Origin of the sequence: Neobacillus sp. KR4-4 (genome assembly GCF_042136325.1) — a bacterium.
GTDB lineage: Bacteria > Bacillota > Bacilli > Bacillales > Cytobacillaceae > Neobacillus.
The window spans coordinates 41,122-56,342 of the sequence record NZ_JBHHJU010000033.1; the positions used below are offsets into that span (position 1 = coordinate 41,122).

The following is a 15,221-nucleotide window of genomic DNA, read 5'->3' on the forward strand; positions in this document are numbered from 1 at the left end:
ATAAAATAAGTATAGAAAATTGCCAAATTTGCCAGCACGAGTTTTTAAGCAAGCTGTAGCAATCATAAAATATTTTGGTAGGAAAAAACTTAAAAACTCGAATGACTACATTTCCTTTCTTTTTAAAATAAGTGTTAAAATATAACCGTGAATGAGAAAATGGAGGTTTCGTATGAAAACAAAATTAGGTTTATTATATGGAGGAAAATCAGCAGAACATCAAGTTTCTCTGCAAACGGCATTAGCTGTCATTCGGGCGTTAGATCATGAGAAATTTGACATTCATCCTATTTACATAAATACCCAAGGAAATTGGATTAAAGGACCGCAATTAAGTGAGCCGGTAGAAAACGTAAAGGCACTCGAATTCTCAGAGGGGAATCAGTTATCACCTTTATCATTAGCCCCAACACTTTTCCAAGCGGAAAAGCAGGAAACATTAGATGTGATATTCCCGTTGTTACATGGTCCGAATGGGGAAGATGGAACCGTCCAAGGCTTATTGGAATTGCTAAACCTTCCATACGTTGGCAATGGAGTGCTTGCTTCGGCTGCGGGTATGGATAAAGTCATGATGAAAAATGTGTTTGCGCAAGCAGGGCTTGCCCAAGTGAACTATGTAGCATTTATTAAGAGTGAGTGGGAGAAAGCTAAAGCTGAGGCTTATAGCAAGGTCGAAACAGAACTTGGCTACCCTTGCTTTGTGAAGCCGGCGAACCTAGGTTCAAGTGTCGGTATCAGCAAATGTACCAATCGCGCTGAATTAGAAGCAGCCTTTGCTGAAGCTTTTCAATTTGACCGCAAAGTCATTATTGAAGAAGGCGTTGTTGCCCGTGAAATTGAGGTGGCGGTTCTTGGAAATGATGAACCTGAATGTTCAGTAGCCGGTGAAATTGTTCCGAAGAAGGACTTCTACGATTACAAAGCAAAATATGAAAGCGGAGATACCGCACTAATCATTCCAGCTGACATTACTGACGAGGAATACGCGCAGCTAAAAGAAATGGCGATTAAAGCCTTTAAATCTTTAGATTGTTCTGGTTTAGTTCGTGCGGATTTCTTTTTGACTAAAGATGGGAAAGCATTGATTAATGAAGTAAACACAATGCCTGGCTTCACGCCGTTTAGTATGTTCCCGCTCTTATGGAAGCACACGGGGTTAGAATACCCGCAATTGATCGAGCGGCTAGTTCAACTTGCTAAAGAAAGACATGCTGAGAAGCAACAGATTAAGTTTACCTTCTAAAAAACAGAGACACGGCTGTAGTGCCGTGTCCGTTTGTATTTAAAAAAAGGTTGTGTTAAAGGTTATTGTTGATTTTGACACTCTGTTGATTGGAGTGGAAGGCACGAAGACTCCTGCGGGAGTACGGGGCAGGGGAGACCCCGCAGGAGCAAAGCGACGAGGAGGCTCCCCGGCACGCCCGCGGAAAGCGAAGTGCCTGGAACGGAAATCAACAGACAAGTTTAACACAGCCAAAAAAAGAAACGTAAAGGTATAAAAAGGAGGATATCCATGATAAAACGATCGTTAAAACAGATTGCTGAGATGATTCCTGCCAAGGACGTTATCATTTCGTTTGCTGACACAATAATCTCGGGTGTATGTATTGATTCACGTAAAATTGAAAAAGGGAACTTATTTATCCCTTTTAAGGGAGAACATGCCGATGGACATAAATATGTCGAAGAGTCGATCCGTAAAGGAGCAGCAGCGGCTCTTTGGCAAAAGGATGTGCCCAATCCTCCATTACACTTGCCGATAGTGATCGTAGAAAATTGCCTTGTTGCCTTACAGGAATTAGCAAGAAGCTACCGGAAACAATTAGCGGTAAAAGTAGTCGGCATTACAGGAAGCAACGGGAAAACAACAACTAAGGACATGACAGCGGGTATTCTATCAACACAATACAAGGTTCTAAAGACAGAAGGCAATTATAATAATCATATTGGTCTTCCGTTAACTGTTTTAGGATTAAACGAGGACACTGAAATTGCCGTCCTCGAAATGGGCATGAGCGGCAGGGGAGAAATTGAGTTTCTAACAAATCTTGCCTGTCCGGATGCTGTCGTAATTACCAATATTGGCGAATCGCATCTACTTGACCTAGGTTCTAGAGAAGGAATTGCAGAAGCAAAGCTTGAAATTCTACAGGGGCTAAAAGATGGGGGACTAGCCGTACTCCATGGTGATGAGCCGCTGCTTATGGAAAGAATTCAAGAGCACAAAGGAAATATCCAGTTGAAGACTTTTGGGAGAAACGTTACAAATGATTTATATCCCACTGAAATTAAGCAGCTAGAGAATGGAAATAGTTTTAGAATTAATATGTCAGAGACTGCGTTTGAACTTCCAGTACTCGGAACACATAATATTTTAAATGCACTTGCTTCGATGCTAATCGCTAATTATTTTTCGATTCCTTTTGAAAAAATGAATGAGGGGCTAGCGAGTATTCAGCTGACCAATATGAGGATGGAGTTAGTAGAAGGGAAGCAGGGCGAAAAGATAATTAACGATGCGTATAATGCCAGCCCGACCTCAATGATGGCTGCTATTGAATTAGTGTCAAATCTTCAAGGCTACGCACGGAAAATCCTTGTCCTAGGGGATATGCTAGAACTTGGTCCACAAGAAGAACAATATCATCAGCAAATAGGAGAAGCCTTAAACAATGAAAAGGTTGATCTCCTGTTCACTTATGGGAATTTAGGGATGCATATTGCAAATAAGGCTAGAATGGTTTTAGGGCAAGAAAGAGTCTTTGCTTTTACAGAAAAAGAAGCACTCATTCAGGAATTAAGGCAACATGTAGACCATCAGACGTTAGTTCTTATCAAAGCATCAAGAGGAATGAAATTAGAAGAAATCGTCACCGCGTTACAGGTAAGTTAAGGAAATTAAATCTGATGTTATCATGAATGATTTCAGGATGAGAAAAGAAAAATAACAGAGACCCCTCTTGTGAGAGAAGGAGCCTTTCATTTTTGCATTAGACTTTTTGATGAGGTAATAAGATAGGTTTGGCAATGTAACAAACTTGTCTTGATTGCAAAATACTAGCAACAGTGGTATGATGTTCATCAACGTGTCTAAAGAACGATGATTAAAGGGCATACTCCTTGAGGGAGGATGTTTTTTTTTGGTAAAATAAAGATGTTACCTATTTACGGCATTTTGATGCGTGTCAGCTCAAGCGCCAAGGGGACCGAGTCGTTTCGGTCCTGCCTAAGATGAAGAATAACTATCCACTTCCATCCTTGTGGATGAAATAAAAATCTATTTCATCCAAGATGATATATATCCTATTTCATCAAGGAATCCATTCTTGATGAATCCAAAACGGACTTCACCTTAAGGCCCTCCAGCGCTTTTCGCCTCAATCCGAGCAGGCGCTACCGCTTTTCTGAGTATCAGGCGAAAATATTCAGCTCTCAAAAATATTTTCACATAGATGAAGGAGAATGAAAACATTGACAAAGTTTGAAGAATTAGGCCTAAGTCAGGCTACTTTACAAGCTGTCCTTAAAATGGGTTTTGAGGAAGCAACACCAATTCAATCGGAAACTATTCCGTTGGGGCTAAAAGGAATTGATTTGATCGGGCAAGCTCAAACAGGAACAGGGAAAACAGCTGCATTTGGAATTCCATTGGTTGAAAAAATTGATACTAAAGCAGATGCGATTCAAGGGATTATTATTGCACCGACTCGTGAACTTGCGATTCAAGTATCTGAAGAACTTTATAAACTTGGTTCGGGCAAACGGGTGCGTGTACTGCCAATTTATGGCGGGCAAGATATCAGCCGCCAGATCCGCTCATTAAAGAAAGCACCACATATCATTGTTGGTACTCCAGGTCGTGTATTGGATCATATCAACAGAAAAACCATGCGTCTTGATACAGTTAACACCGTCATCCTTGATGAAGCGGATGAAATGTTAAACATGGGATTCATTGAAGACATTGAATCCATCCTTGCTGCAACACCAGAAGAACGCCAAACTTTACTTTTCTCAGCAACCATGCCTGGGCCAATTCAAAGAATGGCTGAAAAGTTCATGAAGGAACCGCAAATTGTTCGTGTGAAAACAAAAGAAATGACTGTACCATCCATTGAACAATATTACCTTGAGGTTCAAGAAAGAAATAAATTTGATGTGTTAACAAGACTTTTAGATATCCAATCACCAGAACTTGCGATTGTGTTTGGCCGGACAAAGCGCCGTGTCGATGAACTATCAGAAGCTTTAACTTTAAGAGGTTATACAGCGGAAGGTATTCATGGAGATTTAAGTCAGGCAAAACGGATTTCTGTCCTTCGCAAATTTAAAGAAGGTACGATTGATGTTCTTGTTGCTACTGACGTGGCTGCAAGGGGTCTAGATATTTCTGGAGTTACCCATGTATACAACTTTGATATTCCACAGGATCCAGAAAGCTATGTTCACCGTATCGGACGTACGGGCCGTGCTGGTAAAACAGGTGTAGCGATGACTTTTATTACACCACGTGAAAAATCCTATCTTGCGGTTGTGGAAAAAACTACAAAACGCAAAATGGATAAAATGAAGGCTCCTACCCTTGATGAGGCGTTAGAAGGCCAACAAAAAGCGGTTGTAGAAAAGATCGTCCAAACGATTGAATCAAACAATTTACATTATTATAAAGCGGCAGCGCAAGAATTGCTGGAAGAAAATGATGCATCAACCGTTATCGCAGCTGTATTGAAAATGTTAACGAAAGAGCCGGATACAACACCAATTAAGTTAACAGAAGAACAGCTTCCACAAAGAAGAGAAAGAAAGCCGTATAACGACCGTGACCGTAGAAGAAGAGATGATTCTAGAGGTTCAGGTTCATACCGTGGCGATAATAATCGCAAAAAAGCGCCTGCAAGACCACGCAGTGGTGAAAAAAGAACTGGCGGCGGCGGTAAACCATCATCAAAGCCAAGAACATTTAATCACTAAAAAACGTGAAGCATGAACGATTTCGTTCATGCTTTTTTCTATGCTTAAAAGGGAATAGTAAGCATAAACACAATCCGCTGGAGTGATGATGATGACGTTGGTACGACTCGGTTATGTGGCAATGAGTGTGGAGCTTCAGAATGCTTCCCCTTCGCAAACGATGACATTTGCTCAATTTGAAAAAATAAAAGACCGGGACGCAGCAATTCGTAAATTAGAGAGAATTGCGATTTCAAACTTAGAAAATTGTCTGCGTCTTTTAAAACATAATGCAGGCAATCAAATTCACTTTTTTAGGTTCAGCTCACGACTCATTCCGCTTGCTAATCATGAGGGATTACTGGATTGGGACTATATCAGTCCTTTAAAGGATACACTCAAGAAGCTAGCCGTTTATATAAAGGAACACCCAGCTCGCATTGATTTCCATCCGGACCATTTCGTCGTTCTTAATACACCGGATAAGGATATATTAAAAAATTCCTTAAAAACGCTCGCCGTGCATAAAGCCTTGCTAAAAGGAATGGAGATTGATCCCGAACATCGGTGTGTACTTCATGTTGGTGGTGGTTATAACGATAAGGAGAAAGCTCTCGAGCAGTTTATTCATAATTGGGCCTATATTTCCCCATCCATCCAGCAGATGATTATGCTCGAAAACGATGACACGACGTTTACGGTGAGAGACACCCTTTATCTATGTGAAAAGTTAGGCATTCCAATGGTGTTTGATTACCATCATCACCTTGCACACCATGAGGAAGAAGAATGGGCGGCGGACTGGGGAAGGATTGTTGCAACCTGGACCCAGTCTCCGCTGCCAATCAAGATGCATATTTCCAGTCCGCGCTCCGAAAAGGATTTTCGAGCACATGCGGATACAATTGACTCCCAAATGTTTCTGAGGTTTTTACGGCAAATTAAAGGGACAGTTCCTGAAATTCACTGTATGATTGAGGCGAAGCAAAAAGATGCGGCGCTTTTCCAACTTGCAGAGGATTTACAAGGGAGAGACGGAATTATGTGGATTGATCAATCGAGTTTTATGATCGAATAAAGGGTCGGCAGGGAAGTTGGGCAAAGAAAAAGGGATCGCAGTGAAAGATCATTCGACTGCAAATCCCTGTTATTTTTGCGCAAGTAAACCAATAATGGCAATGATAATAATGGCGGCCCAGATGAGAACCTTCCAAGGAGATTGGTAAGAAATGCTTTTCTTCCTGTTGCTGGCCCAGTTTGCGGTACCTTTAATCGAATTTGAAAGCTCCTTTTTATTAAAATAGGGAATGGCTCCTAGTAAGAAGCCGCCAAGTAAGCCAAATAGGTGGGCGGTAATATTAATGTTCGGCTGCAGGAAGGTCATTATCAAACTAACAACACAAAGGGTAAGAATAATTTGTGAATTCTGTTTGGAAAGCATATGTTTCCGGAACATAATAATCGCGAGATAATAGCCAAACAGTCCAAAAATGGCTCCACTTGAGCCAACATGTGTGTAAGTGAGCGGCTCGAGCAGTAATGTAGCAGCATTGGCAATGAATCCTGAGAGAAGATAAATAAATAAAAATCGCCCGCTGCCAAGCATGCGCTCAAGTGCTGGTCCAAAGAGTATGAGTGAAAAGCTGTTAAAAAGCGTGTGGGAGAACCCGCTATGCATAAAGGTCGGTGTAATCAGCCGCCAATATTCTCCTTCCATAATGTAAAGATTTACTCCAGAAAGATGTTCAAAGAACCAATTGTTTGGGAAGATTGGTAAACTAGTTAACAGATATAATCCTAAATGAATGGTAACAATAATAGAAACAATTGGGTAAAGGCGGATAAAATCGCGAAAGCTCTCCGTTCTCGTAAACATCACTTACACCTCCTGAGTTCATACTATTTATTGACGAATTTCCATTCTTGTACACTATTACTTATGCTAATCATATAACAAATAGAAGGAAGATGAAGAATGATTAAAGGGATTGGAATCGATATAATTGAACTTTCTAGGATTCAGACCATCCTTATGCGGCAAACGAAGTTTGTCGACCGCGTGTTGACCCCAAAAGAAAAGCAGAAATTTGAGGAGTTATCGGCTGTAAGGAAGGTAGAATTTTTAGCAGGGCGATTTGCCGCAAAAGAAGCCTTTTCAAAAGCAAACGGAACGGGGATTGGTGAGGAATTATCCTTTCAAGATATTGAAATTGACAATGACAGCTCAGGAAAACCATATATTGCAAAGCCTGAAGTCCTGGCCCATCTATCCATTTCACATAGTAAAGAATATGCCGTAGCGCAAGTAACAATTGAAGAAGAGTAGGAATTAATTTTTCGTGAAAATAAATAGCTCGGCAACTTCCTTATCATAAACCCAAAGGTTGTCTCATATATTCATAGGGAAACAGGAGAGACAAGGTCAGCCATGGTCATTTTGGATAAGCAAACTCCAGTGCCTGACCCCTGCCTTTCTCTTCTCCATAATCATATGAAATGAGACAAGAAGGGGTTGAAGGAATGAGGAAAAAGTTGTTGCTGCTAATTACGGGGCTAATGGTCATTTTTGTACTAGCTGCCTGTGGCTCTAAATCACAAGGTGATGTAGTCAAAGAGCTAACTGGGAAACTGGATGACTTAAGTGGCTACAAAGTAAATGCAAAAATGACATTGAAAATGGGTTCAGATTCACAAGTTTATAAAGTGGAAATTTGGCACAAGGATCCTACCTTTTATCGAGTGAATTTGAAAAATGCCCAAAAGGACCAAAGTCAGATGATACTAAGGAATAATCAAGGCGTATTTGTTCTGACACCTGCACTGAATAAGAGCTTCCGTTTCCAAAGCGATTGGCCGCAAAACAGCAGCCAGGCCTACTTGTATGAATCACTGATTAAGGACATTGTTGCCGATAAAAGCGCAAAATTCACTACCACAAAACAATATTATGTATTTGAAACGAAAACCCGTTATCAAAATAATACAATGCTGCCTTTCCAAGAGATTAAACTAAATAAAAGTGACTTATCTCCTGCGGTGGTAAAAGTAATGGATCCGGATCGAAATGCCCTTGTAACGGTAGAGTTTTCTAAAGTGAAATTTAATGCGAGCTTTGACAAGGACGATTTTGATATGAAGAAGAATATGACACGTGCACAGCTCAATTTGCCAGCCATGGCGGACGGCGGCGATGATGCCTTTACAGTTATGTATCCAACCGTGGAATTAAAAGGAACGAAATTAATTGAGGAAAAAGATGTATCGCTTGAAGATGGGAAAAGAGTAGTCCTTACCTACGATGGTAAAAAGTCATTTACCCTTGTTCAGGAAAAAGTTACAGCCAAAGCGGCTTCCGCCAATCCAACCTATGTTGAAGGAGATATAGTCGACTTAGGGATGACGATTGGGGCTGTTTCGGACCACTCGATCTCATGGTCGCATAATGGTGTAGATTACATGATTGCTTCAAAGAACTTAACGAAAGAAGAGTTAATTGAGGTGGCTGCATCTGTCCAAGGTGAAGCCGTAAAATAAATCATTTAGCTAGCAGGCCTTTATTGGGCCTGTTTTTTTGATGTCTAGCTCCAGCGCCAGGGCGCTTGCGCCTTTCTTATTTGTTTGTACTTCACAACAGTAGTATGATAATTTTGTGATAATAAGGAAATAATTAATTAAGCTATTAGGAAGTGGGAACATGGAAGAACAAGGTTTTTTCTATCGTGATACATGGGCTGAAGTAGATTTAGATTGTATATCTGCCAATGTTACCTCCATTAAGAAACAATTGCCTCAACAAGTAAAGGTGATTGCAGTTGTGAAAGCTAATGCATACGGGCATGGTGATGTTCAGGTGGCAAAAACAGCACTAGAAGCAGGGGCTGCCTATCTTGCTGTTGCATTTATGGATGAGGCAATCGCTCTAAGGAATAAAGGAATAACAGCCCCTATCCTCGTTTTGGGGGCATCTCGTCCTGAAGATATCCAAGTGGCAGCGAAATTTGATATCACCCTTACTGTTTTTCAGAAGGAATGGCTAGAAAAGGCATTGAAATATGTAAAGGCGGAAGATCGAATTTCATTTCATATCAAAGTAGATACAGGCATGGGGAGAATAGGCGTGCGGAGTGTATCGGAATTAATTGCCGTCGAACAAATGATTTCTGAACATAGCCCATTTCATCTAGAAGGGATTTTTACTCATTTTGCGACGGCGGATGAACTAGATGAAACTTATATGTACCAGCAATTAGCTTTATTCGAAAGTATGGTTTCCGCACTCAAACAAAAACCAAAATATGTTCATTCTAGCAATAGTGCAGCAACTTTGCGCTTTCCAAAGACATATTTTAATGCAGTCCGGGTTGGGATTGCGATGTATGGATTAACCCCTTCATTGGAGATGGAAGATAAAATTCCCTTCCAGCTAAAGGAGGCCTTTTCCATTCGAACTCGACTTGTTCATGTTAAGAAAATGCCAAAGGGTGAAAAATTGAGTTACGGGGCAACCTATGAAACTGATGATGAAGAGTGGATTGGGACAATCCCAATTGGGTATGCGGACGGCTGGATACGCAAACTGCAAGGGCAAGAAGTGCTTGTAGAAGGGAAAAGGACACCAATTGTCGGTAGAATTTGTATGGATCAATGTATGGTCCGCCTGCCATATCATGTTCCAATTGGGACACCTGTCACATTAATAGGCGCTCAGGAGAACCAGTTTATTTCAATCAATGAAATTGCTAAAAAACTAGAAACCATTAATTATGAGGTCCCCTGCATCATTGCCAGTCGGGTTCCGCGTCTTTATAAAAAGGGAGGGAAAGTTGTCGATTTAAAAAATTATCTTCTCGAAAATTAAAGGCCTAAATAAAGTTTTTACATCATATTTATGATATTGCGGTGATTTGTGCATAAAAGGGTCTTTTATTGGATTATAATACAGTAGTATTATAATTAGTCTATGCAATAGGTTCGATTAATGTTATTATTAAATATGGTACAGATAATAAATGAAACTCACTGTGTGAAACAGGCCAAAAAGGCGATTCATCATGTGTAGTGGCGTTTATGCATCAGAAGGAATTCTGGTTAGATAAAAATGGTGTGTAGTGATGGTGGAGGTGTATGTTTGTGTCTGAATCCGGCGCAACTACGGAAATCTTAGTGAAGTTACCGCAACATCTTTTAACTGAATTAGATGGTTTTGTGAAACAAGAGAATGTAAACCGCAGCGAGTTTATCTACCAGGCAACAAAAATGTATTTACGCGAACGTAAAAAGAGACAAATTCGCGAGTCGATGAGACGTGGATACATGGAAATGGCGAAGATTAATCTAGGGATTGCATCAGAAGCATTTTTAGCAGAATATGAGGCAGAACACACAGTTGAACGTCTTGTAAGCGGAGGATAATCCTTTGATAGTCAAACGTGGTGACGTTTATTTCGCGGACCTATCCCCAGTTGTTGGTTCTGAACAAGGCGGCGTCCGACCTGTACTTGTCATCCAAAACGACATCGGGAATCGGTTTAGTCCCACAGTGATTGTTGCAGCGATTACAGCTCAAATTCAAAAAGCCAAGCTTCCTACTCATGTAGAAATTGATGCGAAGCGCTACGGATTTGAACGAGATTCGGTCATTCTGTTAGAGCAAATTCGCACAATTGATAAGCAGCGGTTAACCGATAAAATCACCCATCTCGATGACGAAATGATGGAGAAAGTGGATGAAGCCTTGCAGGTAAGCCTGGGTCTCATCGAATTTTAATTTAAAGCACGCTCTTTTTAGAAAGAGCGTTTTTTCATACATATCCTGTCCTCATTCTTAAATTTGCTAAGGCAAGCATTACGCTTGCCTATTTTTTTTGAAAAAAATGTGCGGATGGCCGTTTAATGAAACGGAAAGTTTAATCTGCTACAATAGAATAAAAGGAATGGAGGGCAAGTTTTGTGAATGATACAATCGTAAAAGATGATCAGTTGTTAAAGAAAATTGCTGCTGAGTTAGCGGTATCTTTTAAACAAGTAAAGAGTGTTATTTCATTATTAGATGAAGGCAATACAGTTCCTTTTATAGCTCGCTATCGTAAAGAAATGACAGGAGCACTTGATGAAGTCCAAATTAGAAATATTTTAGATCGCTGGCAATATGTCCAAAACCTCGAGCAAAGAAAAGAAGAGGTTATCCGCATTATTTCAGAGCAAGGAAAATTAACTGACGAACTAAGCGCTGCCATCACTAAGGCTGAGAAGCTTCAAGAGGTTGAAGATTTATACAGACCTTATAAACAAAAAAGACGGACTAAAGCAACGATTGCAAAGGAAAAAGGGCTTGAACCATTGGCTGAATGGCTGCTGACATGCTCAAAAGAATCGATTGAGGAAAAAGCAAAACAATTCTTATCAGAGGAAAAAGAGGTTTCTACTTTTGAGGATGCCCTTTCAGGAGCGAAAGATATTATTGCTGAACGGGTTTCGGATGATGCTGAAAGCCGTAAATGGATTCGTAAGGAAACGTTTAAGTCTGGTTCTGTTGTATCGGTAGTGAAAGATGCTGAAAAAGACGAGAAAAACGTCTATGAAATGTACTATGAATATGAGGAACCAATCAATAAAATTGTCCCACACCGGACTCTCGCCCTAAACCGCGGGGAAAAGGAAGATATTTTGCGAGTATCGTTAAAGATGAATGCCGATTTAATTCTAACATATTTGTCGAGAAAGTGGATTCGTGCCCAGCACTCACCGGCAGCACCTGTTGTACTAGAGGCACTGGAAGATAGTTACAAACGACTGATTCAACCTTCGATTGAGCGCGAAATTAGGAATGAATTAACGGATAAAGGTGAAGAGCAAGCCATACATATATTCTCTGAAAATCTTCGGAACTTACTATTGCAGCCGCCGTTAAAAGGTAAAGTGGTTATTGGGGTTGATCCTGCTTATCGGACGGGCTGTAAACTAGCAGTGGTGGATGAAACAGGCAAAGTTTTGAAAATTGATGTGATCTATCCACATCCACCTGTTTCAAAAACAAAAGAAGCCCGAGAAAAATTTATTAACATCCTCCGTGACTATAAAGTAGAAATGGCTGCGATCGGAAATGGGACGGCTTCAAGGGAAACAGAACAGTTTGTTGCCGATATTTTAAAAGAAATGGATGAGGAGATTTTCTACTTAATTGTCAATGAAGCGGGAGCAAGTGTATACTCTGCATCTGAACTAGCTAGAGAAGAGTTTCCGAATCTGCAGGTAGAAGAAAGAAGTGCGGCATCCATTGCTCGTCGTTTGCAGGATCCATTAGCAGAATTAGTGAAAATCGATCCGAAATCTGTTGGCGTTGGTCAATACCAGCACGATGTTTCCCAGAAACGATTATCAGAATCGTTACACTTTGTTGTGGAAACGGCAGTTAACCAGGTCGGTGTGAATGTTAATACCGCCTCTCCATCACTTTTACAATATGTAGCTGGACTGAACAAAACAGCCGCAAATAATATTGTTAAAAAGCGAGAAGAGGAAGGGAAATTTACGAGCAGGGTTCAATTAAAGAAAGTTCCGCGTCTTGGGGCGAAAACCTATGAGCAGGCGATTGGCTTCTTGCGTGTATTAGATGGAAAACAGCCGCTTGATCGGACAGGGATTCATCCGGAAAATTATGATGAAGTAAAGAAACTATTAGCGAGTCTTGGATTTACAACCGATGACCTTGGTTCGGAAGAGCTGAAAACAGCCCTAAATGGACTCGATTTAACATCTGTTTCAGAGGAACTTGCTATTGGTCAGTTGACCCTAAAAGACATTATAGATGCTTTGGTAAGACCGGAACGTGACCCACGTGATGAATTACCTCGCCCTCTATTGAAAAAAGATGTTTTAAAACTTGAGGACCTTAGCGCTGGAATGGAATTGCAAGGTACAGTTCGGAATGTGGTTGATTTCGGTGCGTTTGTCGATATCGGTGTGAAGCAGGATGGGCTTGTTCATATTTCTAAACTTAGCAATCGTTTTGTAAAGCATCCTTTGGACATTGTATCAGTAGGGGATGTTGTCACCGTATGGGTAGATTCAGTTGATATGAAAAAAGGCCGGGTTGCGTTAACGATGCTGGCGCCATCGAAATAGTAGTAGGTACCAGGTTTATTACTGACCAAAGAGGAATATCATGGCTGATAGAAGACCATCTCGCCTAGCGATTTGGTCTTTAATTTTAGTAGGGTGAAAAAGCTTTCTTTATTTTCCAAACACAGTGAAATCAACATTTAGTTTTAACAGAGCAAAAAACAAAAAAGCGCAAAACCAAAGGCTGCTCTGCACTTTAAATCTTTCTACATATCTTAAGAGAAGTGTTTTTTTCTGTAAAAGAACCAGCACTGGTTTAGCATCTTGATCTGATAGCGATCCTTCTCATAGAAAGCTCTTTTCATTTGGTTTTGCAACCAAGTTGGCATAATAAAACCTCCCGAAAAGTACTAAAGCTATATACAATATATGCTATAATAGGTTGTCATGTTCGCATAGAAAGAGAGGGACCCAAAATGGAACAACAACAACTTCAATTACTGGTTGAAAAGATATCTGTTGAGTCATTTGGGAAGCTGTTTTTGCATCAGGCATTCTTCAATCCAAGACTAAGATCAACGGGCGGCCGATACCTTCTTAGCACACATAATATTGAAATCAATAGAAAGTACTACGACCAGCTTGGCGAAAAAGAACTGGTAGGGATTATTAAACATGAACTTTGTCATTATCACCTTCACCTGGAGGGGAAGGGGTATCAGCATAAGGACCAAGACTTTAAGCAATTATTAAAAATGGTTGGTGCACCGCGATTTTGTGCACAACTTCCAGATATGAAAGTAACACGAAAATCTAATAAGATCCTTCTGTATCAATGTACGAAATGTCAGCAATTATACAGACGGAAAAGAAGCATTGATACTAGTAGATATGTGTGTGGAAAGTGCAAAGGGAAATTGATGAAAGTAAAAGAAATAACCTTAGGGTAGAGTAGAAATACGAAAAAAATTTCTTCATAATTTTGTTGACTTTCTATTGTATCGTCATTATAATGTAAAGAGTCGATAAGGTAATCGACTTGTTGAAAGAAGTTATTCCGCAGTAGCTCAGTGGTAGAGCTATCGGCTGTTAACCGATCGGTCGTAGGTTCGAGTCCTACCTGCGGAGCCATATGGGGAAGTACTCAAGAGGCTGAAGAGGCGCCCCTGCTAAGGGTGTAGGTCGGGTGACCGGCGCGAGGGTTCAAATCCCTCCTTCTCCGCCATAGGAATTTTAGGCCCCTTGGTCAAGCGGTTAAGACACCTCCCTTTCACGGAGGTAACACGGGTTCGAGTCCCGTAGGGGTCATTTGGGACGGGGAGTGACCTTGATTCATTTCCTGTTTCTTATTCTTAATGAAATGATTATTGGGCTATAGCCAAGCGGTAAGGCATCGCACTTTGACTGCGACATGCGTTGGTTCAAATCCAGCTAGCCCAGCCATCTTTTTTTAAAAAATCAATAAATATCCATGCGGGTGTGGCGGAATTGGCAGACGCACCAGACTTAGGATCTGGCGCCGCAAGGCGTGGGGGTTCGACTCCCTTCACCCGCACCAAATGTTTTGCTTGAATTTGATTAATTGATGTGATAAGATTAATTTTGTCGCTAATTATCATGCGGTCGTGGCGGAATGGCAGACGCGCTAGGTTGAGGGCCTAGTGGGGGCAACCCCGTGGAGGTTCAAGTCCTCTCGGCCGCACCAAATAAATTCTTGACAGACAATACCGAGTGTGTTATACTTTAAAAGTTGACTTTTAATTAATGCGCCCGTAGCTCAATTGGATAGAGCGTCTGACTACGGATCAGAAGGTTGTGGATTCGACTTCTTCCGGGCGCGCCATATATACGGGAAGTAGCTCAGCTTGGTAGAGCACTTGGTTTGGGACCAAGGGGTCGCAGGTTCGAATCCTGTCTTCCCGACCATTTAAATTAATATGCGGGTGTAGTTTACTGGTAAAACCTCAGCCTTCCAAGCTGATGTAGTGGGTTCGATTCCCATCACCCGCTCCAAAATTACTAATAATTGTTCTTTGAAAACTAAACAAACAAATCGTGCAAACAAACAATAAATTTTAGCTTCTTTTAAGAAGCTAAGCCAACGTAACAAATGAGCTAATCAACTTTCTTGGAGAGTTTGATCCTGGCTCAGGACGAACGCTGGCGGCGTGCCTAATACATGCAAGTCGAGCGAGACTCTTCGGAGT

The 15,221-nt window shown here is 40.9% G+C and carries 14 protein-coding genes, 9 tRNA genes and 1 rRNA gene; 22 read left to right on the top strand and 2 right to left on the bottom strand.

Annotated features, from left to right (window positions below; all coding sequences use genetic code 11):
* Positions 1–172 precede the first annotated feature (172 nt).
* The 5 genes from ACE198_RS24280 to uvsE all read left to right on the top strand — a co-directional run bounded on the left by ACE198_RS24280 (position 173) and on the right by uvsE (position 6,031).
* Complete coding sequence (locus ACE198_RS24280; RefSeq protein ID WP_098576642.1) at positions 173–1,246, top strand: D-alanine--D-alanine ligase; 1,074 nt, start codon at positions 173–175, stop codon at positions 1,244–1,246.
* 52 nt (positions 1,247–1,298) lie between these two features.
* Positions 1,299–1,502: a hypothetical protein gene (locus ACE198_RS24285; RefSeq protein WP_375377347.1), complete on the top strand. Its 204-nt coding sequence runs from the start codon at positions 1,299–1,301 to the stop codon at positions 1,500–1,502.
* Positions 1,503–1,516: 14 nt separating this feature from the next.
* A complete protein-coding gene (locus tag ACE198_RS24290) occupies positions 1,517–2,896 on the top strand; it encodes a UDP-N-acetylmuramoyl-tripeptide--D-alanyl-D-alanine ligase (RefSeq protein ID WP_375377348.1) in 1,380 nt (459 codons plus the stop codon).
* Positions 2,897–3,474: 578 nt separating this feature from the next.
* Positions 3,475–4,974: a degradosome RNA helicase CshA gene (cshA, locus tag ACE198_RS24295; protein ID WP_098576640.1), complete on the top strand. Its 1,500-nt coding sequence runs from the start codon at positions 3,475–3,477 to the stop codon at positions 4,972–4,974.
* A gap of 91 nt (positions 4,975–5,065) precedes the next feature.
* The gene (gene uvsE / locus ACE198_RS24300; RefSeq protein ID WP_375377349.1) at positions 5,066–6,031 is read left to right on the top strand and encodes a UV DNA damage repair endonuclease UvsE; all 966 of its coding nucleotides are present in this window, start codon (positions 5,066–5,068) and stop codon (positions 6,029–6,031) included.
* A 69-nt stretch (positions 6,032–6,100) separates the two neighbouring features.
* On the opposite strand, the gene ACE198_RS24305 is transcribed toward uvsE, so the two are convergent.
* Positions 6,101–6,829, bottom strand: coding sequence for a rhomboid family intramembrane serine protease (locus ACE198_RS24305; protein WP_375377350.1), 729 nt, complete (start codon positions 6,827–6,829; stop codon positions 6,101–6,103).
* 99 nt (positions 6,830–6,928) lie between these two features.
* On the opposite strand from ACE198_RS24305, the gene acpS reads away from it, so the two are divergent.
* The 6 genes from acpS to ACE198_RS24335 all read left to right on the top strand — a co-directional run bounded on the left by acpS (position 6,929) and on the right by ACE198_RS24335 (position 13,077).
* On the top strand, positions 6,929–7,279 hold the full coding sequence (gene acpS, locus ACE198_RS24310) for a holo-ACP synthase (protein WP_375377351.1): 351 nt from the start codon (positions 6,929–6,931) through the stop codon (positions 7,277–7,279).
* Positions 7,280–7,473: 194 nt separating this feature from the next.
* On the top strand, positions 7,474–8,487 hold the full coding sequence (locus ACE198_RS24315) for a LolA family protein (RefSeq protein WP_098576636.1): 1,014 nt from the start codon (positions 7,474–7,476) through the stop codon (positions 8,485–8,487).
* A gap of 160 nt (positions 8,488–8,647) precedes the next feature.
* Entirely contained in the window at positions 8,648–9,811 is a 1,164-nt protein-coding gene (gene alr, locus ACE198_RS24320) for an alanine racemase (protein ID WP_375377352.1), read from the top strand.
* A 272-nt stretch (positions 9,812–10,083) separates the two neighbouring features.
* Positions 10,084–10,365, top strand: a complete 282-nt coding sequence (locus ACE198_RS24325) for a CopG family ribbon-helix-helix protein (protein WP_007083557.1) — start codon at positions 10,084–10,086, stop codon at positions 10,363–10,365.
* 4 nt (positions 10,366–10,369) lie between these two features.
* Positions 10,370–10,720, top strand: coding sequence for a type II toxin-antitoxin system endoribonuclease NdoA (gene ndoA, locus ACE198_RS24330; RefSeq protein WP_007083556.1), 351 nt, complete (start codon positions 10,370–10,372; stop codon positions 10,718–10,720).
* 182 nt (positions 10,721–10,902) lie between these two features.
* Positions 10,903–13,077 (top strand): Tex family protein, encoded by a 2,175-nt coding sequence (locus ACE198_RS24335; RefSeq protein ID WP_375377353.1) that lies wholly within the window; start codon positions 10,903–10,905, stop codon positions 13,075–13,077.
* 212 nt (positions 13,078–13,289) lie between these two features.
* Here the strand turns inward: ACE198_RS24335 and cmpA are convergent, their stop codons facing one another.
* Positions 13,290–13,403, bottom strand: coding sequence for a cortex morphogenetic protein CmpA (gene cmpA / locus ACE198_RS24340; protein ID WP_088085061.1), 114 nt, complete (start codon positions 13,401–13,403; stop codon positions 13,290–13,292).
* 87 nt (positions 13,404–13,490) lie between these two features.
* Here cmpA and ACE198_RS24345 point away from each other — a divergent pair, with 87 nt between their 5' ends.
* From ACE198_RS24345 to ACE198_RS24395, 11 genes are all read left to right on the top strand, one after another.
* Complete coding sequence (locus ACE198_RS24345; RefSeq protein ID WP_098576633.1) at positions 13,491–13,964, top strand: SprT family protein; 474 nt, start codon at positions 13,491–13,493, stop codon at positions 13,962–13,964.
* Positions 13,965–14,070: 106 nt separating this feature from the next.
* Positions 14,071–14,145, top strand: a tRNA-Asn gene (locus ACE198_RS24350).
* Positions 14,146–14,148: 3 nt separating this feature from the next.
* Positions 14,149–14,239, top strand: a tRNA-Ser gene (locus tag ACE198_RS24355).
* Between the two features lie 11 nt (positions 14,240–14,250).
* Positions 14,251–14,322: transfer RNA gene (locus ACE198_RS24360), tRNA-Glu, on the top strand.
* Positions 14,323–14,382: 60 nt separating this feature from the next.
* Positions 14,383–14,457, top strand: a tRNA-Gln gene (locus ACE198_RS24365).
* Positions 14,458–14,487: 30 nt separating this feature from the next.
* Positions 14,488–14,572, top strand: a tRNA-Leu gene (locus ACE198_RS24370).
* 61 nt (positions 14,573–14,633) lie between these two features.
* Positions 14,634–14,719 (top strand) — tRNA-Leu (locus ACE198_RS24375).
* A 61-nt stretch (positions 14,720–14,780) separates the two neighbouring features.
* Positions 14,781–14,857, top strand: a tRNA-Arg gene (locus ACE198_RS24380).
* Between the two features lie 6 nt (positions 14,858–14,863).
* Positions 14,864–14,940, top strand: a tRNA-Pro gene (locus ACE198_RS24385).
* Between the two features lie 13 nt (positions 14,941–14,953).
* Positions 14,954–15,027 (top strand) — tRNA-Gly (locus ACE198_RS24390).
* Between the two features lie 112 nt (positions 15,028–15,139).
* A 16S ribosomal RNA gene (locus ACE198_RS24395) occupies positions 15,140–15,221 on the top strand; the annotation flags it as partial.